General features: G+C 75.5%; 22 protein-coding genes and 1 pseudogene. 6 read left to right on the forward strand and 17 right to left on the reverse strand.

The features are described 5' to 3' along the window. Window positions 1-116: 116 nt before the first annotated feature. Genes rlmB through MHY85_RS08615 form a run of 3 tightly spaced genes read right to left on the reverse strand, consistent with a single transcriptional unit; the run spans window position 117 to window position 3501 of the window. The gene (gene rlmB, locus MHY85_RS08605) at window positions 117-1115 is read right to left on the reverse strand and encodes a 23S rRNA (guanosine(2251)-2'-O)-methyltransferase RlmB (RefSeq protein WP_239195517.1); all 999 of its coding nucleotides are present in this window, start codon (window positions 1113-1115) and stop codon (window positions 117-119) included. Beyond that, entirely contained in the window at window positions 1115-2554 is a 1440-nt protein-coding gene (gene cysS / locus MHY85_RS08610) for a cysteine--tRNA ligase (protein WP_239195519.1), read from the reverse strand. Before cysS ends, rlmB begins: the two co-directional genes overlap by 1 nt. Window positions 2555-2565: 11 nt before the next feature. Next, window positions 2566-3501, reverse strand: a complete 936-nt coding sequence (locus MHY85_RS08615; protein WP_239195521.1) for a LysR family transcriptional regulator — start codon at window positions 3499-3501, stop codon at window positions 2566-2568. A 72-nt stretch (window positions 3502-3573) separates the two neighbouring features. On the opposite strand from MHY85_RS08615, the pseudogene MHY85_RS08620 reads away from it, so the two are divergent. Next, window positions 3574-4371 (forward strand): annotated as a pseudogene (locus MHY85_RS08620) (EamA family transporter); the annotation flags it as partial. Window positions 4372-4697: 326 nt separating this feature from the next. Here the strand turns inward: MHY85_RS08620 and ispF are convergent. The 3 genes from ispF to MHY85_RS08635 all read right to left on the reverse strand — a co-directional run bounded on the left by ispF (window position 4698) and on the right by MHY85_RS08635 (window position 6529). Beyond that, window positions 4698-5189, reverse strand: coding sequence for a 2-C-methyl-D-erythritol 2,4-cyclodiphosphate synthase (ispF, locus tag MHY85_RS08625; RefSeq protein ID WP_239195604.1), 492 nt, complete (start codon window positions 5187-5189; stop codon window positions 4698-4700). Between the two features lie 74 nt (window positions 5190-5263). After that, window positions 5264-6007: a 2-C-methyl-D-erythritol 4-phosphate cytidylyltransferase gene (gene ispD / locus MHY85_RS08630; protein ID WP_239195523.1), complete on the reverse strand. Its 744-nt coding sequence runs from the start codon at window positions 6005-6007 to the stop codon at window positions 5264-5266. Between the two features lie 39 nt (window positions 6008-6046). Further along, the gene (locus MHY85_RS08635) at window positions 6047-6529 is read right to left on the reverse strand and encodes a CarD family transcriptional regulator (protein WP_147795473.1); all 483 of its coding nucleotides are present in this window, start codon (window positions 6527-6529) and stop codon (window positions 6047-6049) included. A 367-nt stretch (window positions 6530-6896) separates the two neighbouring features. On the opposite strand from MHY85_RS08635, the gene MHY85_RS08640 reads away from it, so the two are divergent. Continuing rightward, window positions 6897-7514: a hypothetical protein gene (locus MHY85_RS08640; RefSeq protein WP_239195525.1), complete on the forward strand. Its 618-nt coding sequence runs from the start codon at window positions 6897-6899 to the stop codon at window positions 7512-7514. Between the two features lie 137 nt (window positions 7515-7651). On the opposite strand, the gene pstB is transcribed toward MHY85_RS08640, so the two are convergent. The 6 genes from pstB to MHY85_RS08670 form a co-directional block, all read right to left on the reverse strand. Next, window positions 7652-8431 (reverse strand): phosphate ABC transporter ATP-binding protein PstB, encoded by a 780-nt coding sequence (gene pstB, locus MHY85_RS08645; protein ID WP_158375122.1) that lies wholly within the window; start codon window positions 8429-8431, stop codon window positions 7652-7654. A 47-nt stretch (window positions 8432-8478) separates the two neighbouring features. Continuing rightward, a complete protein-coding gene (gene pstA, locus MHY85_RS08650) occupies window positions 8479-9435 on the reverse strand; it encodes a phosphate ABC transporter permease PstA (RefSeq protein WP_158375120.1) in 957 nt (318 codons plus the stop codon). 1 nt (window position 9436) lies between these two features. Beyond that, the gene (gene pstC, locus MHY85_RS08655; RefSeq protein ID WP_158375118.1) at window positions 9437-10447 is read right to left on the reverse strand and encodes a phosphate ABC transporter permease subunit PstC; all 1011 of its coding nucleotides are present in this window, start codon (window positions 10445-10447) and stop codon (window positions 9437-9439) included. Window positions 10448-10580: 133 nt separating this feature from the next. Next, window positions 10581-11696: a phosphate ABC transporter substrate-binding protein PstS gene (pstS, locus tag MHY85_RS08660; RefSeq protein ID WP_239195531.1), complete on the reverse strand. Its 1116-nt coding sequence runs from the start codon at window positions 11694-11696 to the stop codon at window positions 10581-10583. Window positions 11697-11860: 164 nt separating this feature from the next. Beyond that, the gene (locus MHY85_RS08665) at window positions 11861-12574 is read right to left on the reverse strand and encodes a response regulator transcription factor (RefSeq protein WP_239195538.1); all 714 of its coding nucleotides are present in this window, start codon (window positions 12572-12574) and stop codon (window positions 11861-11863) included. A 4-nt stretch (window positions 12575-12578) separates the two neighbouring features. Beyond that, window positions 12579-13820: a cell wall metabolism sensor histidine kinase WalK gene (locus MHY85_RS08670; RefSeq protein ID WP_239195546.1), complete on the reverse strand. Its 1242-nt coding sequence runs from the start codon at window positions 13818-13820 to the stop codon at window positions 12579-12581. A gap of 208 nt (window positions 13821-14028) precedes the next feature. Here MHY85_RS08670 and phoU point away from each other — a divergent pair, with 208 nt between their 5' ends. Next, on the forward strand, window positions 14029-14691 hold the full coding sequence (gene phoU, locus MHY85_RS08675) for a phosphate signaling complex protein PhoU (protein WP_239195550.1): 663 nt from the start codon (window positions 14029-14031) through the stop codon (window positions 14689-14691). Window positions 14692-14791: 100 nt separating this feature from the next. Here phoU and MHY85_RS08680 read toward each other — a convergent pair whose 3' ends face one another. After that, on the reverse strand, window positions 14792-15532 hold the full coding sequence (locus MHY85_RS08680; RefSeq protein WP_239195552.1) for a phosphoglyceromutase: 741 nt from the start codon (window positions 15530-15532) through the stop codon (window positions 14792-14794). 89 nt (window positions 15533-15621) lie between these two features. Here MHY85_RS08680 and MHY85_RS08685 point away from each other — a divergent pair, with 89 nt between their 5' ends. Beyond that, the gene (locus MHY85_RS08685; RefSeq protein ID WP_239195555.1) at window positions 15622-16065 is read left to right on the forward strand and encodes a nitroreductase family deazaflavin-dependent oxidoreductase; all 444 of its coding nucleotides are present in this window, start codon (window positions 15622-15624) and stop codon (window positions 16063-16065) included. 37 nt (window positions 16066-16102) lie between these two features. On the opposite strand, the gene mshA is transcribed toward MHY85_RS08685, so the two are convergent. From mshA to MHY85_RS08705, 4 genes are all read right to left on the reverse strand, one after another. Further along, a complete protein-coding gene (mshA, locus tag MHY85_RS08690) occupies window positions 16103-17338 on the reverse strand; it encodes a D-inositol-3-phosphate glycosyltransferase (RefSeq protein WP_239195608.1) in 1236 nt (411 codons plus the stop codon). A 161-nt stretch (window positions 17339-17499) separates the two neighbouring features. After that, on the reverse strand, window positions 17500-18927 hold the full coding sequence (locus MHY85_RS08695; RefSeq protein WP_308191345.1) for a sugar porter family MFS transporter: 1428 nt from the start codon (window positions 18925-18927) through the stop codon (window positions 17500-17502). Further along, window positions 18924-19988 (reverse strand): lactonase family protein, encoded by a 1065-nt coding sequence (locus MHY85_RS08700; protein WP_239195556.1) that lies wholly within the window; start codon window positions 19986-19988, stop codon window positions 18924-18926. Before MHY85_RS08700 ends, MHY85_RS08695 begins: the two co-directional genes overlap by 4 nt. Window positions 19989-20044: 56 nt before the next feature. Then, window positions 20045-21352: an ROK family protein gene (locus MHY85_RS08705; RefSeq protein WP_239195561.1), complete on the reverse strand. Its 1308-nt coding sequence runs from the start codon at window positions 21350-21352 to the stop codon at window positions 20045-20047. A 79-nt stretch (window positions 21353-21431) separates the two neighbouring features. Here MHY85_RS08705 and xylA point away from each other — a divergent pair, with 79 nt between their 5' ends. Both xylA and xylB read left to right on the forward strand, forming a co-directional pair. Next, window positions 21432-22619 carry a xylose isomerase gene (gene xylA / locus MHY85_RS08710; RefSeq protein WP_239195564.1) on the forward strand — a complete coding sequence of 396 codons (1188 nt, stop codon included), beginning with the start codon at window positions 21432-21434 and terminating at the stop codon, window positions 22617-22619. A gap of 124 nt (window positions 22620-22743) precedes the next feature. Continuing rightward, a complete protein-coding gene (gene xylB / locus MHY85_RS08715) occupies window positions 22744-24174 on the forward strand; it encodes a xylulokinase (RefSeq protein ID WP_239195570.1) in 1431 nt (476 codons plus the stop codon). Window positions 24175-24226: the final 52 nt, after the last annotated feature.

Below are 24226 nucleotides of genomic sequence, written 5' to 3' on the forward strand. Positions count from 1 at the left end.
CTGCACGAGGCGGGCTGCTTCATCGTCGGCCTGGACGGCGGCGGCGACGTCGCGGTGGCGGACCTGCCGTACTCGGCGGACCCGCTGGTGCTGGTCGTCGGGTCGGGCCGGGCGGGTCAGGACGCGCGGGTGCGGGCGACCTCGTAGAGGGCGATGCCCGCGGCCACGCCGGCGTTGAGGCTCTCGACCTCGCTCGCGATCGGGATGGACGCGATCGCGTCGCAGTGCTCGCGCACCAGGCGGGACAGGCCCTTGCCCTCCGACCCGACGACCAGCACCAGCGGGTCCGCCGAGTACGGCAGGTCCGCCACCGCGACGTCGCCGCCGCCGTCCAGGCCGACGATGAAGCAGCCCGCCTCGTGCAGGCGCTCCAGCGCGCGCACCAGGTTGGTGGCCCGGGCGACCGGGACGCGCGCGGCGGCGCCCGCGGACACCTTCCACGCCGACGCGGTCACGCCGGCGGACCGGCGCTCGGGCACCAGCACGCCGTGGGCGCCGAACGCGCCCGCGGACCGCAGCACGGCGCCCAGGTTGCGGGGGTCGGTCACGCCGTCGAGCGCCACGATCAGCGGCGCGCGGTCGCTGGCCGCCGCGACGTCCAGCAGGTCCTCGACGTCGCCGTAGTCGTAGGGCGGCACCTGGATCGCGACACCCTGGTGCACGGAGCCGTCGGTGAGCCGGTCCAGCTCGGGCTTCGTGACCTCGAGCAGCGGGTAGCCCGCCTCGGTCGCCGAGCGCAGGATCTCGCGGGTGCGGTCGTCGGCCTCGAGCCGGGTGGCGACGTACACCGCGGACACCGGGATGCCGGCGCGCAGCGCCTCGACGACGGAGTTCCGCCCGGCCACGACCTCGGTCGCGCCGGCGCCCCGCGCCCTGCCCGCGGCGCCGCCGCCACGGCCGGCGGGCCGGCTGCCCGAGCCGCGGGTGCCGGCGACCGCGCGGCGCTCGGCGGCGGCCTTCTTCTTGGCGGCGGGGTGGTAGGACCGCTCCTCCGCCTTCGGGGTGGGGCCCTTGCCCTCGAGCCCGCGGCGGCGCTGCCCGCCGGAACCGACGGTGGCGCCCTTCTTGGAGCCCGCCTTGCGTGTCGCGCCGCGGCGCTGGGAGTTGCCGGCCATCAGTCCTCGTCCTCGGTCGTCTGGCGCGCGGCGAGGGACCAGCGCGCGCCGGTGGCGTTGTCCTCGACGGCCACGCCCGCGGCCGTCAGGCGGTCGCGGATCGCGTCCGCGGTGGCCCAGTCGCGGGCCGCTCGGGCCGCGGCGCGGGCGTCGAGCTCGGCACGCACCAGGGCGTCGAGCGCCTCGGCGTGCCGGTCGTCGGCCGCCGCCGTGCCCCACTGCTCGCCGGCCGGGTCCAGGCCCAGCACGTCGAGCATCGCGCGCACGGCCACCAGGCCCGCACGCACGGCGGCGTCGTCCCCGGAGGCCAGGGCGGTGTTGCCCGCGCGCAGGTGCTCGTGCACGACGGCGAGCGCCGCGGGCACGTTCAGGTCGTCGTCCAGCGCGGCGCCGAAGGCCTCGGGCAGCTCCGTCGTCGCCAGCTCGGCGGCGTCGACCGCGCCCACCCGCTCGGTGGCGCGCTGCACGAAGCCGGCGAGCCGGTCCCAGGTGGCCTCGGACTCGGCGAGCGTGTCCGGGGTCCACTCGAGCATCGAGCGGTACTGCACCGCGGTCAGCGCGTACCGGACCACGGCCGGGCGTACGGTCTCCAGCAGCGTGCTGACCAGGAGCCCGTTGCCGAGCGACTTGCTCATCTTCGCGCCGGCCTGGGTGACCCAGCCGTTGTGCAGCCAGTAGCGGGCGAACCCGTAGCCCGCGGCGCGGGACTGCGCCTGCTCGTTCTCGTGGTGCGGGAACCGCAGGTCCAGGCCGCCGCCGTGGATGTCGAAGGTGTCGCCCAGGTAGCGCTGCGCCATCGCCGAGCACTCCAGGTGCCAGCCCGGGCGGCCCCGGCCGAACGGGGTGTCCCAGGAGGCCGTCGCCGGCTCCCCGGGCTTGGCGGCCTTCCACAGCGCGAAGTCGTGCGGGTCGCGCTTGTCGCCCGCCGCGCCGTCGGGCGCCGGGGCCATGTCGTCGAGCCGCTGGCTGGTCAGCGAGCCGTAGTCGGCGTACGACCGCACGTCGAAGTAGACGTCGCCCTCGCCCGCCACGTAGGCGTGCCCGGTGTCGACGAGGCGCTGCATCAGCTCGACCATCGCGGGCACGTGGCCGGTGGCGCGCGGCTCGTAGGTGGGCGGGAGCACGCCGAGGGCGTCGTAGGCCGCGGTGAACGCGCGCTCGTTCTGCATCGCCCACGCCCACCACGCGACGCCCGCCTCCGCCGACCTCGCGAGGATCTTGTCGTCGATGTCGGTGACGTTCCGGACCAGCGTCACGTCGTGCCCGGTGCGGCGCAGCCAGCGCACCAGGACGTCGAACGCCACGGCGGACCGGACGTGACCCACGTGCGGGGGGGCCTGGACGGTCGCGCCGCACAGGTAGATGCCGACCGCGCCCGGGGTCACGGGGACGAAGTCGCGCACCTCGCGGGTGGCGGTGTCGAACAGGCGCAGGCTCACGAGGGTCAAGGCTACCGGTCGGGGCGCTCCGGACCGGTGGCGGCGGGGGCCGGCTCGTCCGCGAACCGCGCCGCCTCGGCGCGCAGGGCGTCCAGCACCTGCCGCACGACCCGGCGGGCGGCGCGCTCCGGGCGGACGAGGGCGTCGACCCGCCGGCCCGCGCGGACCCCCGCGAGGGGCACCAGCACCGCGCCGCGGCGGCCGGCGGTGTGCCGGGGCAGCAGGCTGACCCCGTGGCCCGCGGCCACCAGCGCCTCCACGACGCCGAAGTCGTTGAACCGCTGCACGATCCGCAGCGGCCGCCCCGCCACCGCGCCGACGGCGTCCAGCACGCCCGCGACCGGGAAGCCGGCCTGCACCGCGATCCACGGCTCGTCGGCCAGGTCGGCGGGCGTGACGGTGGCGCGGGTCGCGAGCGGGTGGCCCGGCGGCAGCGCGACGTCCAGGGGCTCGCGCAGCAGCGGGACGACGTCGACCCCGGCCGGCCAGCCGGCGCCGCCGTCCGGGCGGTGGGCCACCACCAGGTCGAAGTCGGCGGTGAGCGCGGGGAACTCGTCCTGGGCGACGTCCTCGTCCCCGAGCGCGACCTGCACCCCGTCCATCGCGGCGACCCGGGTCAGCAGGCCGGGCAGCAGCAGCTCCGCGCCGGACTGGAACGCCGCGACCCGGACCAGGCCGTGCGGGGCGGACCGGAACGCGTCGACGGCCGCCTCCGCCCGCTCGAGGGCCACGGCGACGTCGGCGGCCGCGTCGGCGAGGGCGTGCCCGGCGCCGGTGAGCCGGATCCCGCGGCCGTGCCGCTCGACCACCGCGGCGCCCGCGTCCCGGGCGAGCACGCGCAGCTGCTGCGACACCGCGGACGGCGTCAGGTGCAGCGCGGCGGCCGCCGCGGTCACACCGCCGCGGTCCCGGACGGCGCGGAGCGTCGCGAGGTGCCGAGTGTCCATGCAGCGACGCTACAGGGACCGTGCGCCACTTTTCGATGGTGCTGCACGGTCCCGCGGCCGCAGGATCGGCGCATGCCGACCCGAGACCGCCTGCTCGCCCTCGTCGTCGCCGTGCTCTGGGGGCTGAACTTCCCGGCGATCCACCTGTCGCTCGAGCAGTTCCCGCCGTTCTTCCTGGTCGCGCTGCGGTTCGCGCTGCTCGCGGTGCCGACGCTGCTGCTCGTCCCCCGCCCCCGGGTGCCCGTGCGGTGGCTCATCGGGTACGGCGTCGGGTTCGGGGTCCTCCAGTTCGCGTTCCTCTACCTCGCGATGGACACCGGGATGCCGACCGGGCTGGCGTCGCTCGTGCTCCAGGCCTCCGCGCCGTTCACGGTGCTGCTCGGCGCGGTGTGGCTGCGGGAGCGGATCACCGCGCGGCAGGCGGTCGGCGTGGCGGTGGCGATCTGCGGGCTCGGCGGGATCGCGGCCCTCCGGGCCGGGGCGGGCGCGTCCGCCGGCCTGCTGCCGGTCGTGCTCACGCTGTGCGGCGGCCTCGGCTGGGCGTTCGGCAACGTCTCCAGCCGGCAGGCGCACCCGGACAGCCCGCTGCGGTTCATGCTCTGGATGTCGGTGGTGCCGCCGGTGCCGATGCTGGCGCTGTCGCTGGTGGTGGACGGGCCGGACGCAATCGGGCGCTCGCTCACGACCCTCGGGACCGCGACCGGGGCGTGGGCGCTGGCCGGGCTGGCGTTCACGGTCCTGGTGGCCACGGTCGTGGGCTCCGGGATCTGGACCGCCCTGCTCGCGCGGCACCCGTCGGGGGTGGTGGCCCCGTTCTCGATGCTGGTCCCGGTCGTCGGCATCGGGGCGTCCTGGGCGTTCCTCGGGGAGCGTCCGGCCGCCGCCGAGCTCGCCCTGGGCGCGGTGGTCGTGGGCGGCGTCCTGATCGCGACCCGCGCCCCGCGCCGCCCGCTCCCACGTCGAGATGACAACTCTCGGCTGTCCCGGACCCCGCGCGTACAGCCGAGAGTTGCCATCTCGACGAGCCGGCCCATCGCCGAGTCTCCACTTTCGGACTGTCGACCGGGGCGGACGCAGAGACCGGAGGTGGAGACTCGGCGACGGGGCGCGCGGGCGCGGGCAGCGCGGGCGCGGGGTGGCGCGGGCGCGGCAGCGCGGGCGCGGCAGCGCGGGCGCGGGGTGGCGCGCGGGCGGCGCTACGCGCGCGGGGCGATGAGGGCCGTGGCGATCGCGGCGATGCCCTCGCCGCGGCCCGTGAGCCCCAGGCCGTCGGTGGTCGTGGCGCTGACGCTCACCGGGGCCCCGGCCGCGGCCGTCAGCGCAGCCTCCGCCTCGGCGCGGCGGGGGGACAGCCGCGGGCGGTTGCCGACCACCTGGACGGCGACGTTGCCGATCTCGAACCCCGCCTCGCGGACCAGCCGCGCCGCCTCGGCGAGCAGGGTCGTGCCCGCGGCGCCGGCCCACTCCGGGCGGGACGTGCCGAACACGGAGCCGAGGTCGCCGATCCCGGCCGCGGACAGCAGGGCGTCGGCGGCGGCGTGCGCGGCCACGTCGGCGTCGGAGTGGCCGGCCAGCGGCGCCTCGCCGGGCCAGGCGAGGCCCGCGAGGTGCAGGACGGCGCCGGGCGCGGGCTCGGGGTCGTTCGCGTGCACGTCGACGCCGACGCCCGTGCGCGGCAGACCCGGCAGGCCGGCGTCCGGACCCGAGCTCGCACCCGGGTCGCGGGGCCCGTCGCCCGCCGGCCCCGCGCCCGCCGGCCCCGTCACGCCCGCGCCCCGTCGCGGGCCGCCGCGTCCCGCGCCAGCAGCTCCGCCACCGCGAGGTCCCGCGTCGTGGTGATCTTCATGGCCTGCTCCTCCCCCGGCACGACCCACACCTGCTCGCCGAGCGCCTCGACGAGCGCCGCGTCGTCGGTCGCGGCCGTGGCCTCGCTGGCCGCCCGGGGCGCCCCGTGGGCGTGCGCGGCGTCCAGCAGGTCCCGCTCGAACCCCTGCGGCGTCTGCACGGCCCGCATCGTGGCGCGCGGCACGGTGGCGACCACCGGCGCCGCGCCGTCGACGGGCTCGCCGACCTGCTTGATGGTGTCGGCGACCGGCAGCCCCGGCACGACGGCCCGGTGCCCGGCGCGCACGGCGGCCTCGACGGACCGGATCAGCGCGGGCGACGCGAGCGCGCGGGCCGCGTCGTGCACCAGGACGACGTCGACGTCGGGCCCGAGCGCGGCGAGACCCGCGGCCACGGACGCCTGGCGCGACCCGGCGCCCTCGACCACGGTCACGGGGACGCCGACGCCGGGCCGCACCGGCCCGCCGAGCAGCGCCCGGAAGCCGCCGGCGCGGCCGGGCGGCACGGTGACGACCACGGACAGCACGACGCCCGACGCAGCGAGGCGCCGGGCGGCGTGCACGACCAGCGGGACCCCGGCGAGCTCGACGAGCGCCTTCGGTCCCGGGAGGCCGAGCCGCGTGCCGCTGCCGGCGGCGGTCAGGATCGCCGCGGTGGGCATGCGGGCGCGGTCGGCCGGTGTCGGAGGGTCAGCGCGCCGTCAGGACGCGAGCACCTCGTCGAGGATGGCCTCGGCCTTCTCCTCCTCGGTGTGCTCGGCGAGCGCGAGCTCCGAGACGAGGATCTGCCGGGCCTTGGCGAGCATGCGCTTCTCACCCGCGGACAGGCCGCGGTCGGCGTCCCGGCGGGACAGGTCGCGCACGACCTCGGCGACCTTGATCACGTCGCCGGAGGCGAGCTTCTCGAGGTTGGCCTTGTAGCGGCGCGACCAGTTGGTCGGCTCCTCGGTGTAGGGGGCGCGCAGCACGTCGAACACGCGCTCCAGCCCCTCGGCCCCGACGACGTCCCGCACACCCACGAGGTCGACGTTCTCCGCCGGCACCTCGATGGTCAGGTCACCCTGTGCGACCTTCAGCTTGAGGTAGATCTTGTCCTCGCCGCGGATGGTCCTGGTCTTGATCTCCTCGATCAGCGCTGCACCGTGGTGCGGGTAGACAACCGTCTCCCCAACAGTGAAAGTCATCTGCAGGTGTCCCCTTTCGCGGAAAGCCAGTCTACCACGCGGCAACGGGGGGATTTCGTGGAGATCAGCAGCGTTTGCGCAGGTCAGCGCGTTGCCGGCCACGTCAGACACTCGACACGCCGCGCGACGTGCCGCCGCGGGGCGCACGGCTGGCTAGTCTCCGACCAGGGCCCCGTGCAGCCCCGTCCCCGCCCGCACGCGCCGCTGACCTGCGACGACGCACCCCGTGGGACCGAAGGCCCACGCAGCGGCCGAGAGGCCGTGCACGGCACCCCCGCGCCCACGTAGGCTCGGCCTCGCACGCCCGCGCGCGTGCCGCAGCCCCCCGCGCACCGCAGCGCCCGCCCCACCGCACCGAGGAGTCTCCGTGGCCCGCAGCCGCACGTCCGCCCGCCCCGTCGTCGTCGGGGCCGTCCTGGCCCTCGCGGCGGCCCTGTCCGGCTGCTCGGTGACCAACCAGATCACCACCGAGGTCGCGTACTCGGCGTCGGACGGCGTCCGCGCCACGCTCGGCGACCTCACCGCCGAGAACCTGCTGATCGTCGCCGAGGCGGCGGACGCCCCCGGTGCGCTGCAGGGCGCGCTGACCAACCGCGGCGACGAGGCGCTGACCGTCGAGCTGTCCCTCGAGGGCTCGTCCGAGCGCGTGCGCGTCGAGTCCGGGGCCACCGTGCTGCTGGGCGGCGGCTCCGGCGAGGGCGGCGCGGACGGCGACGAGCGCGAGCAGGTCGTCTTCGACACCGCGGGCGCCCCGGGCTCGACCGTCGAGCTGACGCTGAGCACCGCCGAGGCGGGCGACGAGACCGTCCCCGTCCCCGTGCTCGACGGCACGCTGCCGGAGTACGCGGACCTGGTCCCGGAGGTCGTCGAGGAGACCCCCGAGCCGACCGCCACCGAGACGGCGTCCGCCGAGGACACCACGGAGCCCGGCACCGAGGAGACGACGGCGCCGACCGCCGAGGAGACCGCCGGCACCGAGGGCTGACTCCCCCGCGGGCCCGTCCCGACCCCCGTGCACGACACAGGCCCCGTCCACCACGGACGGGGCCTGCGTCGTACGGCCCGGGCGGCTGCGCGCGGTTCCCCTCCCGACCCGCGCGCGGCCGCCGTGCCCCCCGCGGCTCAGCCGAAGCGGCCGGAGATGTAGTCCTCGGTCGCCTGCTCCTTGGGCGACGAGAACATCGTGGCGGTGTCGTCGATCTCGATGAGCTTGCCGGGCTGGCCGGTGCCGGCGATGTTGAAGAACGCCGTCCGCTCCGAGACGCGGGCCGCCTGCTGCATGTTGTGCGTGACGATGACGATCGTGTACTCGCTCTTGAGCTCGGCGATCAGGTCCTCGATGGCGAGGGTGGAGATCGGGTCGAGCGCGGAGCACGGCTCGTCCATGAGCAGCACCTGCGGCTTCACGGCGATGGCGCGGGCGATGCACAGGCGCTGCTGCTGGCCGCCGGACAGGCCGGAGCCCGGGCGGTCGAGGCGGTCCTTGACCTCGTTCCACAGGTTGGCGCCGCGCAGCGAGGCCTCGACGAGGTCGTTCGCGTCGCCCTTCGAGATCCGGCGGTTGTTCAGCCGGACGCCGGCGAGCACGTTCTCCGCGATCGACATCGTCGGGAACGGGTTCGGGCGCTGGAACACCATGCCGACCTGGCGGCGGACGGCCACCGGGTCGATCTCGGCGCCGTAGAGGTCCACGCCCTCGACCGCGACGGTGCCCTCGACGCGCGCGCCGGGGATGACCTCGTGCATGCGGTTGAGGGTGCGCAGGAACGTCGACTTCCCGCAGCCGGACGGGCCGATGAACGCGGTCACCGAGCGGGGCTCGATGGTCATGTTCACGTCCTCGACGGCCTTGAAGGCGCCGTAGTAGATGTTCAGGTCCTTGACGTCGATGCGCTGAGCCATCTCGGTCGTCTCCTTGTACTGGGTGAAGGGGAGGTGAGGGCGGCGGGTCAGCGGATCTTCGGGGCGAAGAGCCGCGTGACGAGGCGCCCGATCAGGTTCAGCACCATGACGATGAGGAAGAGCGTGAGGGCGGCGGCCCAGGCGCGCTGCAGGTTGATGTCCGGGATGCAGCTCGCGTCGCCGTCCGTGCACGGGACCAGGCCCTGAGCGTACTGCCGGTACACGTAGACGGGCAGCGTCATCATGCGGCCCTCGAACAGGTTGAAGTTGATCGAGTCGACCACGCCGACGGTGAGCAGCAGCGGCGCCGTCTCGCCGATGACGCGGGCGATCGCCAGCATCACGCCGGTGGTCAGGCCGGCGACGGAGGTGCGCAGGACGACCTTGATGATGGTCAGCCAGCGCGGCACCCCGAGGGCGAGCGACGCCTCGCGCAGCTCGTTCGGGACCAGCCGCAGCATCTCCTCGCTGGACCGGATGACGACCGGGATCATCAGCACGGACAGCGCCACCGAGCCGATGGCGCCGAACTTCGCACCCGGCCCGAGGAGCAGCGCGAACAGCGCGTAGGCGAACAGGCCGGCGACGATCGACGGGATGCCCGTCATCACGTCGACCAGGAAGGTCACCAGCCGCGCGAGCGGCTTGCCGTTGCCGTACTCGACCAGGTAGATGGCGGTCAGCAGGCCGATCGGCACCGAGATGAGCGCCGCGAACAGCGTGATCTCGAGCGTGCCGATGATCGCGTGGTAGATGCCGCCCGCGTCCATGCCGCCGAACACGCCGCGCATGGAGTGGAGCAGGAAGTAGGAGTCCAGCCGGCCGATGCCGCGGGACACCACGGTCCAGGTGAGCGACAGCAGCGGGATCATCGCCAGCACGAAGGCCGCGCTGATCAGCACCCGCATCGTGACGTCGGTGCGGCGCCGGCGGCGGTCCGTGGCCTGCAGCGCCTCGCGCAGCGACGCGCCCGCCGGGCTGGTGGTGGTCGGGGTGGTCGTCATGTCAGTTCGCCCCCGAGAAGTCCTTGCGCCGCGCGACGATCGCGCGGGCGGCCATGTTCACGGCCAGGGTGATGATGAACAGGGCGAGACCGGTCGCGATCAGCGTCGCGACGCCGGTCTGGTTGGCCTCGGGGAACTGCGCGGCGATGTTCGCGGCGATCGTCTGCTGCTGGCCGGCGGCGAGCAGCTGGAACGAGTAGAGGAACCCGGGCGACAGGATCATCAGGACGGCCATCGTCTCGCCGAGCGCGCGGCCCAGGCCGAGCATGGCGGCCGACACGATGCCGGACCGGGCGAACGGCAGCACGGCCATCCGCACGACCTCCCACTGCGTCGCGCCGAGGGCCAGGGCGGCCTCCTCGTGCAGGCGCGGGGTCTGCAGGAACACCTCGCGGCAGATGGCGGTGATGATCGGCAGGATCATCACCGCGAGCACGACCGCCACGGTCATCATCACGCGGCCGGTCGGCGACACCACGCCGCCGAAGAACGGGATCCAGCCGAGGTACGTCCCGAGGAACTCCCACACCGGCTGCACGACCGGGCTGAGCACCAGGCCGCCCCACAGGCCGTAGACGACCGACGGGATGGCGGCGAGCAGGTCGACCACGTAGCCGAGCGCGCTGGCGAGCCGGCGCGGGGCGTAGTGCGAGGTGAACAGCGCGATGCCGATGGCGACCGGCGTCGCCAGCAGCAGCGAGACCGCGGCCGCGAGCAGCGTGCCGAAGATCAGCGGGCCGACGAAGCCCAGCAGGCTGGTGTCCTCGGGGAACCAGCTGACCGCGTCCGACAGCTCGGACGAGTCCGCGGTGAGGGCGGGCCACGCGCGCTGGACCAGGAACACGGCCACGGCGGCGAGGATCACGAGGATCAGGACGCCGGCCCCGGTGGCGAGCCAGCGGAACGCCAGGCTGCCGCCGCGGTCGCCGTGGCCCGCGCGCAGCCTGCGGGCCGTCGTGCCGGGCTTCACCGGCTCGGTGGGCCCCGCGGTGCGGGGCTGGGTGCTGGTCACACGGTCTCCTGTGGGAGGGGGAGGGGAGAAGGCGTGTCTCGCGCCGACGGCCGGCCCACCGCGAGGTGGACCGGCCGGGGTCCGGTCGGGAGGGGCGGCCGACGGGTCACGACGACAGCCCCTCCCCCGGTCGTCAGGACGCCAGGGTGATCGCGTCGATCGAGGCCTGGACGTCGGTGCGCAGCGTGTCCGAGATCGGCGCGGAGCCCGCGGCCGACTCGGAGGCCGCCTGGCCCTCGGCGGAGGCGACGTAGGTCGCGAACGCCTTGACCAGGTCCACGTCCTCCTGCGAGTCGTAGGACTGGCAGACGACGAGGTACGAGGCGAGGATCAGCGGGTAGGCGCCGGCCTCGGTCGTGGTGCGGTCGATGTCGATGACGATGTCGCCCTCGGCGCGCGAGTCGTCGCGCGGGGAGACGTCGAGCGCGGCGGCGGCGCCCTCCTCCGACGGGGCGACGAACTCGTCGCCGACCTGGATGGAGACCTTGCCGAGCGAGCCGGCCTTCGACGCGTCGGCGTAGCCGATGGTGCCCTGGCCGCCCTGGACGGTCTGGATCAGGCCGGAGGTGCCCTGACCGGACTCGCCGCCCTCGACCGCCCAGTCGCCGGACGGCTCGGCCGTCCACGCGCCGTTGCCGGCCTTCGACAGGTAGTCGGTGAAGTTCTTGGTGGTGCCCGACTCGTCCGAGCGGTGCACGGTGGTGATCGCCAGGTCCGGCAGCGTCACGTCCGGGTTCGCCTCGGCGATGGCCGGGTCGTTCCAGTTCGTGATCGTGTTGTTGAAGATGTTCGCGATCGTCTCCGCCGAGAGGTTGAGCTCGGTGACGCCCTCGAGGTTGAACACGACGGCGATCGGGGAGACGTACACCGGCAGGTCGACGGCCTCGGCGCCGAAGCAGCGCTCCTGCGCCTGCGCCAGCTCGTCCTCGTCGAGCGCGGAGTCCGTGCCCGCGAACTTCACGGAGCCGTCGAGGAACGCGGTGCGCCCGCCGCCGGAGCCGACCGGGTCGTACGAGACGGTCACGTCGGGGTTCGCGCTCTGGAACCCGGCGCGCCAGGCCTCCATCGCGGACTCCTGCGACGAGGCGCCGGAGCCGGCGAGCTCACCCGACAGGGAGCTGGTCGAGCCGGTGTCGGAGCCCGTGGTCTCCGTGGCGCCGGTCGGGTTGTCCGAACCACATGCCGTGAGGGAGAGGGCGACGACGCCGGCGAGGGCGAGGGCACCCGTACGACCGCGGTTGAGCTTCACAGTGTTGTCCGTCCTGTCGTGACGCGGCGCGCACCCGTCTGTGCGCGACCTGGCGCCGACGCTAGGGAGCGCAGGTGACCAGGCTCCCGTAGCCGGGTGAACGGACGGTGAACGAGCGGACAATCCTGGCGGGGACCCGCGTGGCGCGCGTCACGACCGGCCGGTCAGGCCGGGTCGTCGTCGAGCAGCTTGTAACCGAGGCCGCGCACGGTGACCAGGAGCGTCGGGTTGCCCGGGTCCGGCTCGATCTTGGCCCGCACCCGCTTCACGTGCACGTCGAGCGTCTTGGTGTCGCCGACGTAGTCGGTCCCCCACACCCGGTCGATGAGCTGTCCGCGGGTGAGCACCCGCCCGGCGTTGCGCAGCAGCAGCTCGAGCAGCTCGAACTCCTTCAGCGGGAAGGCCACCGGCTGGTCGTCGACGGTGACGGTGTGCCGCTCGACGTCCATCCGGACCCGGCCGGCGGCGAGCACGCCGTCGTCCTCGGGCTCCTCGTCGGACGCCTGCGCCGCGGGCGCCTGGCGGCGACGGAGCACCGCGCGCACCCGGGCGAGCAGCTCGCGCGACGAGTAGGGCTTGGTGACGTAGTCGTCGGCGCCGAGCTCCAGGCCGACCACCTTGTCGATCTCGCCGTCCTTCGCGGTCAGCATGATCACCGGGACGTCGCTGCGCTGCCGGATCCGGCGGCACACCTCGGTGCCGGACAGGCCCGGCAGCATGAGGTCGAGCAGCACGAGGTCGGCGCCCTCGGCCTCGAACGCCTCCACGGCCTCGATCCCGGTGGCGGCGGTGGTGACCTGGAACCCCTCGCGGCCGAGCAGGTACGCCAGGGGGTCGCGGTAGGACTCCTCGTCCTCGACGAGCAGGATGCGGGTCACGGGGTCAGGCCTCCGGTGCGGTGTCGGGGGAGGTGCCGGCGCGCGGGTCGTCCGGGCCGGGGCGGTCGGGGACGACCAGGGGCTGCGGGCGGTCGTCGGGCGCGGCGACGGGCGGCTGGCCGACGGCGACCGGGAGCCGCAGGGTGAACGTGGAGCCGCGGCCGGGCTGCGACCAGACCTGCACGTCGCCGCCGTGGTCGGCCGCGACGTGCTTCACGATCGACAGGCCGAGTCCCGTGCCGCCGGTCTCCCGGCTGCGCGCCGGGTCGACGCGGTAGAACCGCTCGAACACCCGGTCCTGCTCCTCGGGCGAGATGCCGACGCCCTGGTCGACGACGGCGATCTCCACCAGGCCGTCCCGGGTGCGCACCCCCACGCCGACGGTCGTGCCGGCCGGCGAGTAGCGCACGGCGTTGTCCAGCAGGTTGCGCACGGCCTGGACCAGCATCGTGGGATCGCCGAACACCCGGGTGCCCGACTCCCCGCCGACCTGGAAGGACATGTCCTTCGCGGCCGCGCCGGTGCGCGCGCGGTCGACCGACTCGGCCACCACGGCGTCGACGTCCACCACCGCGATGTCCTTGAGCGCGCCGGCCACCTGCAGCCGGGACAGCTCGAGGATCTCGTGCACCAGCTCGGACAGCCGGTGCGCCTCGCTGACCATCCGGCCGGCGAACCGCCGGACCGCCTCGGGGTCGTCCGCGGCGTCCTGCACCGTCTCGGCCAGCAGCGACAGCGCGCCCACCGGGGTCTTGAGCTCGTGGGACACGTTGACGACGAAGTCCCGGCGGATCGCCTCGAGGCGACGCGCCTGCGTGCGGTCCTCCGCGAGGACGAGCAGCAGGCCGGGCCCGACCTGCGCGACGCGCACCTGGAGCATCACCGTGCCCGGGCCCACGGGCCCGCGCGGCAGCTCCAGCTCCTCGTCCCGGATCAGCCCGGTGCGGCGCACGTCGGCGATCAGCTCGCGCACCGCGGCGTGCACGACCATGCCGTCCCGGACCACGCCGAGCGCGAAGGCCGGCGGGCTCGCGCGCACCACCCGGTCGTCGTCGTCCAGCACGACCGCCGCGGAGCGCAGCACCGCGAGCGTGCGGACCACGCCGTCGTCCACCTCCGGCGCCGGGCGCTCGGGCACGGTGCGCTGGGCGCGCTCGCTGAACCGGAACGCCAGCGTCGCCCCGATGCCGGTGAGCAGACCCAGCACGCCGGCGAGCAGCGCTCCGAGACCGTTGAGACCCTCCACGGCGCCAGCGTACGGTCGCCGCGGCCGTGCCCGGGACCGGCGCGGCCCCGCCACCGGGGCCGCGGTCGCAGTGTTCATCTCCGTTCACCGCGCGTCGGCCCGGCGTTCACCGGGGCGTTCACCCAGGCGTGCGACCGTGGGTGGCCGGGACCAGACTGGTGCACCCACGCACGCCCGCGCGCGACCGGCGCGCGAACGAGAGGAAGCCATGCGGGAGATCTTCGACGCCGAGCTGAAGCAGCTCGGGGACGACCTGGTGGCGATGAGCCGCCGGGTGGAGCACGCGATCGGCGCGGCCGGTGAGGCGCTGCTCCGCCAGGACCTGGCCCTCGCGGAGTCGGTGATCGCCGACGACCTCGCCATCGACGCCCTGGAGCGCGACCTCGACGAGCGCTGCGTCCTGCTGCTCGCCCAGCAGCAGCCCGTCGCGACCGACCTGCGGGTCGTCGTGTCGGCGCTGCGGATGAGCGCGACGCTCGAGCGGATGGGCGACCTCGCCCGGCACGTGGCCCAGGTGGCCCGTGCCCGCTACCCGCACGCCGCGGTCGACCCGGCGCTCACCGGGGTCTTCACCGAGATGAACGAGGCCGCGCGCCGCGTCGCGCAGCGCACCACGCAGGTGCTCAGCTCGCACGACCTGGCCGAGGCCGAGGGCATCGAGCGCGACGACGACCTGCTCGACTCGCTGCACGAGGAGACGTTCCGCGTCCTGCTCGGCGGGTCGTGGACGGGCACCCCGCAGCAGACGGTCGACGTCACGCTGCTCGGCCGGTACTACGAGCGGTTCGGCGACCACGCCGTGTCCGTCGCGCGGCGCATCGTGTACCTGGTCACCGGCGAGTTCGCGAACGACGCCAGCGGCACCCGCTAACCCGGGCGCACGCCCGACGCCCGCGTACGCAGGAGGGCCCGGTCCGACGGTGTCGGACCGGGCCCTCGTGCGTGCTCGCGGCGTCAGCGCGCCGCGCGGCTCACCGGCCCTGGTTCGCGACCGCGGCGATCGCCTCGGCGGCGGCGTCGGGGTCGAGGTAGGTGCCGCCCGGGTTGGTCGGCTTCAGGGTGTCCTCGTCCAGGTGGTACACGAGCGGGATGCCGGTCGGGATGTTGATCCCGGCGATCGTCGCGTCGTCCACGTCGTCGAGGTACTTCACGATCGCGCGGATCGAGTTGCCGTGCGCGGCCACCAGGGTCGTCTTCCCGGCCTTCAGGTCGGGCACGATCTCGGCGTCCCAGTACGGCAGGGCGCGGTCGAGGACCTGCTTGAGCGCCTCGGCGCGGGGGATCGGCTCGCCGGCGTAGCGCGGGTCGCTGTCCTGCGAGAACTCCGAGCCGAGCTCGATGTCCGGCGGCGGGACGTCGTAGGAACGGCGCCAGAGCATGAACTGCTCCTCGCCGTACTCCTGCAGGGTCTGCTTCTTGTCCTTGCCCTGCAGCGCGCCGTAGTGGCGCTCGTTCAGGCGCCACGAGCGCTTGACCGGGATCCACAGGCGGTCCGCGGCGTCGAGCGCGTAGTTCGCGGTCGTGATGGCGCGGCGCAGCAGCGACGTGTGCACGACGTCCGGCAGCACGCCGGCGTCGGTCAGCAGCGTCCCGCCGCGCTTGGCCTCCGCGACGCCCTTCTCGGAGAGCGCGACGTCGACCCAGCCGGTGAACAGGTTCTTCGCGTTCCATTCGCTCTCGCCGTGGCGGAGCAGAACGAGGGTGTAGGTCATGGGTCCCATCCTGCCGCACCGGGCGCCCGGGCGTCGGGGGACGTTCGGCCCGCGGAACACGCGCACCCCCGCCGCGCGTTGCACGGGGCATGCCGATCACCGGGGAGTACCAGCCCAGCACCGACCAGCGCTCGCGCGAGCAGGTGGAGCTCATCGAGAGCTCCGGGGGCACGCGGGGCACCACGATGCGGGGGATGCCCGTCGTCGTGGTGACCATGCTGGGCGCGAAGTCCGGCAAGGTGCGCAAGATCCCGGTCATGCGGGTCGAGCACGACGGCGCGTACGCCGTGGTCGCGTCGCTGGGCGGCGCGCCGACGCACCCGGTCTGGTACCACAACCTGCTGGCCCACCCGCTGGTCGAGCTGCAGGACGGCCCGGCCAAGGGCGACTACGCGGTGCGCGAGGTCGAGGGCGCCGAGCGCGAGCTCTGGTGGGCGCGGGCGGTCGCGGCGTACCCGGACTACGCGGACTACCAGACCCGCACGTCCCGGGTGATCCCGGTCCTGGTCCTGGAGCCGGTCGCCGCGTCCTGACCCGCGCCGGGGCCCCGGTCCCGGGGCCCCGGGACGGTCAGACCGGGAGGCGGGCGCGCCGCTCGGCGGCCAGGGCGTAGACCTTCAGCACCTGCTCCGCCGTCGCGTCCCAGCCGTACTGCTCCGCGACCCGCCGGGCCCCGGCGCGCCACGCGGTCCGCGACGCCGGGTCCGCGAGCGCCGTCGCCAGCGCGTCGGCCCAGACGGCCGGGTCGTGCCCGCGGACCTGCCGCCCGGACACCCCGTCCTGCACCACGGACCGCAGCCCGCCGACGGCCGACGCGACCACCGGCGTGCCGGTGGCCTGCGCCTCGACGGCCACCAGCCCGAACGACTCGCTGCGCGAGGGCACGGCGACCAGGTCGGCCGCGGCGAACCAGCGGGCGAGGTCGGCGCGCGCGACCGGCGGGTGGAACCGCACGTCGTCCGCGACGCCGGAGGCCGCCGCGAGGGCCCGGAGCTCGGTGAGCGCGGTCGCCCGGCCGCTCGGCCCGCCGAGCACCACGAGCAGCGGCACCGGCCGCCCGGTCGCCCGCAGCACGCCCAGCGCCCGCACCAGGACGTCCGGCGCCTTGAGCGGCTGCACGCGGCCGGCGAACACCACGACGTCCCGGTCCGCCGGCAGCCCCAGGTCCCGGCGCAGCGCGGCGCGGTCGGCGCGCGGCCGGAACGTGCTGAGGTCGACGCCCGGCGCGACGACGTGCACCCGCTCGGGGTCGGCGTCGTAGAGGCCGACGAGGTCCTGGGCCTCCTCGGCGGTGCTCGCCACCAGGGCGTCCGCGGCCGCGACGACCTGCTCCTCGCCGATCACGCGGGTGGCGGGCTCGGGCGCGTCGCCGGGCGCGAGCGCGGCGTTCTTGACCCGGGCCATCGTGTGCATGGTGTGCACCAGCGGCACGTCCCAGCGCTCCGCGGCCAGCCAGCCGACCTGGCCGGACAGCCAGTAGTGGCTGTGCAGCACGTCGTACCAGCCGGCCGGGCGGGTGGCGCCGACCCGGAGCACGCCCGCGGTCACCGCGCACAGCTGGCCGGGCAGGTCGTTCTTGTCCAGGCCCTCGTACGGGCCGGCCGGCACGTGGTGCACGAGCACGCGGTCGTCGTCGGCGTCGAGGTGGACGGAGTCCGGGAGCGTGGACGAGGTGGCGCGGGTGAAGATCTCGACCGCGGCGCCGCGCCGGGCCAGCGCCCGGGCCAGCTCCGCGATGTAGACGTTCATCCCGCCCGCGTCGCCGGTGCCGGGCTGGTCCAGCGGCGAGGTGTGCACGGACAGCATGGCGATGCGCTGCGGCTCGTGCGGCACGACAGGACTCCGGGGGGATGCGGCGGCGGACTGGACTCCCCCATTGTCGGACATCCGCGGGGTCCCGCACCGCGTGACGCCGACCACCCGGGTGGGATCCGGGCCCGCGCGGGCCCGTGCCGGCCGCGACCGGGTCAGGGGCGCGCGGCCCGGAAGTCCTCCTCCAGCTGCTCCAGCGACCGGTCCCGGGTCTCGGGCAGCACGAACCGCACGAACAGCCAGGACAGCACGTTCACGGCCGCGAACAGCAGGAACGTCCCGTTGACGCCGATGCCCGCCACCACGGACGGGAAGAACCCGGAGATGACCGCGTTGGCGGTCCAGTTCCAGAACACGCAGAGCCCGATCGCGAACCCGCGCACCCGCAGCGGGAACAGCTCGGCCAGGATCACCCAGCAGACCAGCCCGACCGACGACTGGTTGAACCCGACGAACAGCACCAGGAACGCCGTCACGGCGACCGACCGGGCGGTGCCCTCGGGGAGCGCCGCCGAGCACAGGGCGATCATCAGGTGCGAGGCGATGATGCCGGTGAGGCCGACCAGCAGCAGCCCGCGCCGCGTGACCCGGTTGATCAGGCGCAGGCCGACCAGCATGCCGAGCACGGAGAACACGCCGTTCAGCACGTTCGCGACGAGCGCCACGTCGCCGCTGAACCCCGACTCCCGGAGCAGCTGGGTGCCGTAGTACATGACCGCGTTGATGCCGCCGACCTGGTTGACGACCGCCACGCCGACGCCGATCAGCACCAGCCGGCGCACCCACGCGAGCCGCAGCTCGGACCAGCCGCCCTGCCCGCGCACGGCGTCGGCGCGCTCGCGCGCGACCAGCGTCCGGACCTCGAGCAGCTCGGCCGCGGCGCGGCCGGGGTCGCGCACCTGGCGCAGCACCGCGAGCGCGTCGTCGTCCCGACCGCGGGCCAGCAGCCAGCGGGGCGACTCGGGCATCCGGAGCATGCCGACGAACAGCGCGACCGCCGGCACGGCCTGGACCGCGAGCATGTACCGCCAGACGCCGGGGTGGTCCGACCAGACGGTGCCGATGACGGCGTTGACCACGAACGCCGCCAGCTGCCCGACGACGATGGCGATCTCGTTCCGGCCGGTGATCGCGCCGCGGCGCTCGGTGGGCGCGAGCTCGGCCAGGTACACCGGGACCGTGACCGACGCGCCGCCGACCGCGAGGCCGAGCACGAACCGGGTCGCCGCCATGACCTCGAACGACGGGGCGACGACGCTGCCGAGCGCGCCGGCGAAGAACACCACCGCCAGCACCACCAGGGTCCGCCGCCGGCCGACCCGGTCCGCGAGCCGGCCGCACAGCAGCGCGCCGATCGCGGCGCCCACCAGGAGGCTGCTCGTGACCAGGCCCTCGGTGGCCGGGGTGAGCCCGAGGTCCGCCACCATCGGGTCCAGCGCGCCGTTGATGACGCCGGTGTCGTAGCCGAACAGCAGGCCGCCGAACGTCGCGACGACCGTGATGACGTCGAGCCGGCGCAGGTGCGGCCCGGGCAGCAGCGGCGGGAGGGCGCGCGGGGCCGCGGCCCCCGGCACGGCGGTCACGCCGGCACGACGCACGCCGCGGCCGGCAGCGCCACGGTCGACACCACGGCCCCGTCCCGGAGCACGGTGAGCGAGTCCCCGCGCTGGTCGGCGACCACGGTCCAGCCCTCGACGACGGCGAAGTGCCGGGGCCACGCGCCGGGCAGCGCCGTCTGGCCCGCGGGCGCGAGCGTGCCGTCGGGGCCGGGGGCGAACGTCGCCAGCACGTCGGTGCCGCGGGTCGCCACGAGGACGCGGTCGCCGGCCCGGTCGATGTGGGAGGGCAGCGGCCGCCCGCCGGAGCCGGTCCCGGTGCCGTCCTCGGCCGCGGGCACGTGCTGCACGACCCGGCCGGAGGCGGTGGCGGCATCCCAGGCGAGCACCGCCACGGTCACGTCGAGCTCGCAGGCGACGTAGGCGATCCGGCCGTCGGCCGAGAACACCAGGTGCCGCGGGCCGGCGCCCGGGCGGAGCGTGGCGGCGATGCCGTCCTCGGTCAGCAGCCCCGTGCCCGGGTCGCGGCGGTACCGGCGGATCTCGTCGGTGCCGAGGTCGCAGACCAGCAGGTGCGCGCCGTCGGGCGTCAGCGCCGCGAAGTGCGCGTGCGACGCCTCCTGGCGGTCGGCGTCCGGGCCGGAGCCGGTGTGGGTCAGCACCTGCACGGGCTCGGCGGCGGCGAGGCCGTCCCGGCCGAGCTCCAGCACCGCGAGCGAGCCCGACGAGTAGTTGGCGACGTACGCGACGCGCCCCGCGGGGTCGAGCAGCAGGTGGCACGGGTCGTCCCCGCCGCTGCTCGCGGTGCCGGCGGGGGTCAGCGACGGGCGGCCGTCCGGGCCGGTGCCGACCCGGAACGCGGCCACGGCGCCCGCGGCGTGCTCGGCGACGGCGAGCAGCACGCCGGCCTGCCGGTCGACGGCGAGGAACGAGGGCGCGTGGGTCTCGGCGACGAGCACGGGGTCGGCGAGCCGCCCGGTGCCCGCGTCGAGGCCGACCCGCCAGATGCCCTCGCCGAGCCCGGCGGGGGTGCCCGCACCGGCCGAGGGGTAGGTGCCGATCCACAGGTCGCGCAGGTGCTCCGTCACGGCGAGGACTGTAGGCGACGCCACCGACGCCCCGCGACCGCCCGGCGGCCGGGCGGTCAGGCGGCGGGGGCGGGCAGCCAGGCGGCCGGGTCGTCGGCGACCGCGCGGAGGACGACCAGCGCCGCCCCGTCCATCGCCGCGTGGTCCCCGCCCGTCGCGACGCCCACCCGCGCGTCCGCCCAGGCAGCCGCGAGCACCCGGGACCGCAGCTGCGCGACGACCGCGTCCGTCAGCCACGGCGCCAGGGGCGCGTAGATCCCGCCGAGCACGACGGCCTCGACGTCGACCAGGTTCACGAAGTTCGCCAGCGCCACCCCCAGCGCCTGGCCCGCGGACCGCAGCGCCCGCGCGGTGCGCTCGTCACCGGCGCCGGCCGCGGCGAGCAGCACCTCGACCGGCTCGTCGACGTCCCGCCCGGCCGCGCGCAGCAGCGCGTCCTTGCCGGCGTACTGCTCCAGGCAGCCGCGCGCCCCGCAGGTGCATCGCGGGCCCTGCTGGTCGACCACGGTGTGGCCGAGCTCGCCGCTCCAGCCGTGCCGTCCCGCGAACACCTCGCCGTCGAGCACGATCGCGGCACCGATGCCGACCTCGCCGGAGACGTACAGGAACGACTGCCCGGCCGCCCCGGCGCGCGCCTCGGCCCGCGCGGCCAGGTTCGCCTCGTTCGCCAGGCGCACCGGCAGGCCGTCGACCTCCGGGTGGCCGGCCAGCAGCGCGACCACGTCGACGTCCCGCCACCCCAGGTTCGGCGCCAGCCGCAGCGGGCCGGTGCCGCGGTCGACGAGGCCGGGCAGCGCCAGGCACATCCCGGCCAGCCGGGCGCCGTCGGGCAGCGCGGCGCGCACCTCCCCCACGAGCGCCGCCAGCACGCCGAGCACCCGGACCGGGTCGCTGTGCCGGTAGTCGCCGCGGGTCTCGCGGTGCGCGAGCACCCGCCCGGCCAGGTCGAGCGCGCGCACGCCCACGTAGTCGACGTTCACCTCGGCGCCCAGGCCCACGACGGTGCCGGACGCGGGGACCAGCGGCACCGCGGGCCGGCCGGCGCGGGCGGTGGCCGCGGGCGGGAGCTCGGCGACCAGGCGGGCGCCGATCAGCAGGTCCACCAGGGCGGACACCGCACCGCGGGTCAGCCCGGTGGCGGTGGCGACGTCGGCGCGGGACGGCGGCGCGACCGGCGCGCCGGCGGACGCCCCCGCGCCCGCGGCGTCCAGCACGTGCCGCAGCACCAGGGCCAGGTTGTGCTCCCGCAGCGAGCCCTGCCGGGCCGGGACCCGGCGGCGCGCGGCCGGGCCGGCGGCGGCAGGGCGGGCCGCGCCGGGGTCGGCGGCGGGCGCCTCTCGGGGCGCGGCGGCGGCGTCGGTCACGCGGTTGACCCTAACCGGTCCCGCGTATAAGTTCACTCACAAGACAAACCCCGCAGGGTTACTCGACGAGGAGCAGACGATGGTGCGCACGCCCACCCGCGACGACAAGTTCTCCTTCGGTCTCTGGACCGTCGGCTGGAACGCCCAGGACCAGTTCGGCTCCGCGAGCCGGCCGTGGCTCGACCCGGTGGAGTCGGTGCACAAGCTCGCCGAGCTCGGCGCGGCGCACGTGACCTTCCACGACGACGACGTGGTGCCGTTCGGCTCCGACGACGCCGAGCGCGAGCGCATCCTCGGCCGGTTCAAGCAGGCGCTGGCCGACACCGGCATCACGGTCGAGATGGTCACGACCAACACCTTCAGCCACCCGATCTTCAAGGACGGCGCGTTCACCTCGAACGACCGCCGCGTGCGCCGCTACGGCCTGCGCAAGGTCATCCGCAACGTCGACCTGGCCGCCGAGCTCGGCGCCGACACGTTCGTGATGTGGGGCGGCCGCGAGGGCGCGGAGTACGACTCCGCCAAGGACCTCAACGCCGCGCACGACCGGTACGCCGAGGGCATCGACACCGTCGCCGCATACATCAAGGAGAAGGGCTACGGCCTGCGGATCGCCATCGAGCCGAAGCCGAACGAGCCCCGCGGCGACATCCTGCTCCCGACGATCGGCCACGCCCTGGCGCTGATCGCCAAGCTCGAGCACGGCGACATCGTCGGCCTCAACCCGGAGACCGGCCACGAGCAGATGGCGGGCCTCAACTACACGCAGGGCATCGCCGAGGCGCTGTGGGCCGGCAAGCTGTTCCACATCGACCTGAACGGCCAGCGGTCCATCAAGTACGACCAGGACCTCGTGTTCGGCCACGGCGACCTGTTCTCCGCGTTCGCGACGGTCGACCTCATCGAGAACGGCTTCCCGTCCGGCGGCCCCCGCTACGACGGCCCGCGGCACTTCGACTACAAGCCGTCCCGGACCGAGGACTTCGACGGCGTGTGGGAGTCGGCCAAGGCCAACATGGCGACCTACCTGCTGCTCAAGGAGCGCGCGCAGGCGTTCCGCGCCGACCCGGAGGTCCAGGAGGCCCTCGAGGCGTCCGGCGTGCTCGAGCTGTCGCAGCCGACGCTCGGCGAGGGCGAGACCCTGGCCGACCTGCTGGCCGACCGGTCCGCGTACGAGGACTTCGACGTCGAGGGCGTCGCCGCCCGCGGCTTCGGCTTCGTCCGCCTGAACCAGCTGGCCCTGGAGCACGCCCTGGGCGCCCGCTGACCTGAGCACCGCACCACCGCCGAGGTCGAGGGTCTCCGCCGAGGTCGAGGGTTTCCGCCCCCGGTTTCGCGTGGAACCCTCGACCTCGGCGGTTCTCCCCCACCAGCAAGAGCGAGGAAGCAGCATGGGTCTGGTCGCCGGGGTGGACTCGTCCACCCAGTCCTGCAAGGTCGTCGTGCGCGACGCCGACACCGGGGCGCTGGTGCGCTCCGGCCGCGCGTCGCACCCCGACGGCACCGAGATCGACCCGCGGCACTGGTGGGAGGCCCTGCAGGCGGCCGTCCGCGACGCCGGCGGGCTCGACGACGTCGACGCGGTCGCGGTCGGTGGTCAGCAGCACGGCATGGTCGCGCTCGACGCCGACGGCGAGGTCGTCCGCGACGCGCTGCTGTGGAACGACACCCGGTCGGCGCCGTCGGCGCTGGCCCTGATCGACGAGCTCGGCGGGCCGCAGGCGTGGGCCGACGCGATCGGCTCGGTCCCGGTCGCCTCGCTCACCGTCACGAAGCTGCGCTGGCTGCGCGACCACGAGCCGGACGCCGCCGCGCGGGTCGCCGCGGTCGCGCTCCCCCACGACTGGCTGACCTGGCGGCTCGCCGGGTACGGGCCGGGCAACGCCGACCTGACGGCGCTCACGACCGACCGGTCCGACGTGTCGGGCACCGGCTACTGGTCGCCGTTCACCGAGGACTACCGCCGCGACCTGCTGGAGCTGGCGCTCGGGCACGACGTCGTGCTGCCGCGGGTCGTCGGTGCGGGCGAGGCGGCGGGGGTCGCCGGGGACACCGGGCTCGTGCGACCCGGTGCCGCGCTGGGCGCCGGGGCCGGTGACAACGCCGCCGCCGCGCTCGGGCTCGGCATGGTCGCCGGCGACGTCGCGATCTCCATCGGCACCTCGGGCGTCGTGTCCGCGGTGTCCGCCACGCCGACCGCCGACGGGTCCGGCCTGGTCACCGGGTTCGCCGACGCGACCGGCGCCTACCTGCCGCTCGCCTGCACCCTGAACGCCTCGCGGGTCCTGGACGCCGCGGCGCGGATGCTCGGCGTCGACCACGCCGGACTGTCCCGGCTCGCGCTGTCCGCGCCCGCCGGCGCCGACGGGCTGGTGCTGGTGCCCTACCTCGAGGGCGAGCGCACCCCGAACAAGCCCGACGCCACCGGCGCGCTGCACGGGATGCGGCTGGCCAACACCACGCCCGCGCACCTGGCCCGGGCCGCGGTCGAGGGCATGCTGTGCGCGCTCGCCGACGGCCTGGACGCGCTGCGCGCGCAGGGCGTGCCGGTCGAGCGGGTGTCCCTCATCGGCGGCGGGGCGCAGTCCGAGGCCGTGCGCCGGATCGCGCCCGCCGTGCTCGGGACCGCCGTGACCGTGCCGACGCCCGGCGAGTACGTCGCCGACGGCGCCGCGCGGCAGGCCGCGTGGGTGCTGAGCGGGTCGGAGCAGCCGCCGGCGTGGACCGCCACGGGCGAGGCCGAGGTCTACGAGGCCGACCCCGCCCCGCGCGTCCGCGAGCAGTACGCCGCGGTGCGCGACCTCACGGCCACGCGCGGCTGAGCGCGCGCGGCCGGCGGCGCGGCGGCCGCCCCCGGACGCAGGACGGCCCGGC

Origin of the sequence: Cellulomonas sp. ACRRI (assembly GCF_022346185.1) — a bacterium.
Classification (GTDB): domain Bacteria; phylum Actinomycetota; class Actinomycetes; order Actinomycetales; family Cellulomonadaceae; genus Cellulomonas.

Coding starts and splice junctions, on each gene's coding strand:
- rlmB (WP_239195517.1), bottom strand. CDS start 1,115: ATGGCCGGCAACTCCCAGCGCCGCGGCGCGACACGCAAGGCGGGCTCC.
- MHY85_RS08615 (WP_239195521.1), bottom strand. CDS start 3,501: ATGGACACTCGGCACCTCGCGACGCTCCGCGCCGTCCGGGACCGCGGC.
- ispD (WP_239195523.1), bottom strand. CDS start 6,007: ATGCCCACCGCGGCGATCCTGACCGCCGCCGGCAGCGGCACGCGGCTC.
- MHY85_RS08635 (WP_147795473.1), bottom strand. CDS start 6,529: ATGACTTTCACTGTTGGGGAGACGGTTGTCTACCCGCACCACGGTGCA.
- pstB (WP_158375122.1), bottom strand. CDS start 8,431: ATGGCTCAGCGCATCGACGTCAAGGACCTGAACATCTACTACGGCGCC.
- pstA (WP_158375120.1), bottom strand. CDS start 9,435: ATGACGACCACCCCGACCACCACCAGCCCGGCGGGCGCGTCGCTGCGC.
- phoU (WP_239195550.1), top strand. CDS start 14,029: ATGCGGGAGATCTTCGACGCCGAGCTGAAGCAGCTCGGGGACGACCTG.
- MHY85_RS08680 (WP_239195552.1), bottom strand. CDS start 15,532: ATGACCTACACCCTCGTTCTGCTCCGCCACGGCGAGAGCGAATGGAAC.
- MHY85_RS08685 (WP_239195555.1), top strand. CDS start 15,622: ATGCCGATCACCGGGGAGTACCAGCCCAGCACCGACCAGCGCTCGCGC.
- mshA (WP_239195608.1), bottom strand. CDS start 17,338: ATGCTGTCCGTGCACACCTCGCCGCTGGACCAGCCCGGCACCGGCGAC.
- xylA (WP_239195564.1), top strand. CDS start 21,432: ATGGTGCGCACGCCCACCCGCGACGACAAGTTCTCCTTCGGTCTCTGG.
- xylB (WP_239195570.1), top strand. CDS start 22,744: ATGGGTCTGGTCGCCGGGGTGGACTCGTCCACCCAGTCCTGCAAGGTC.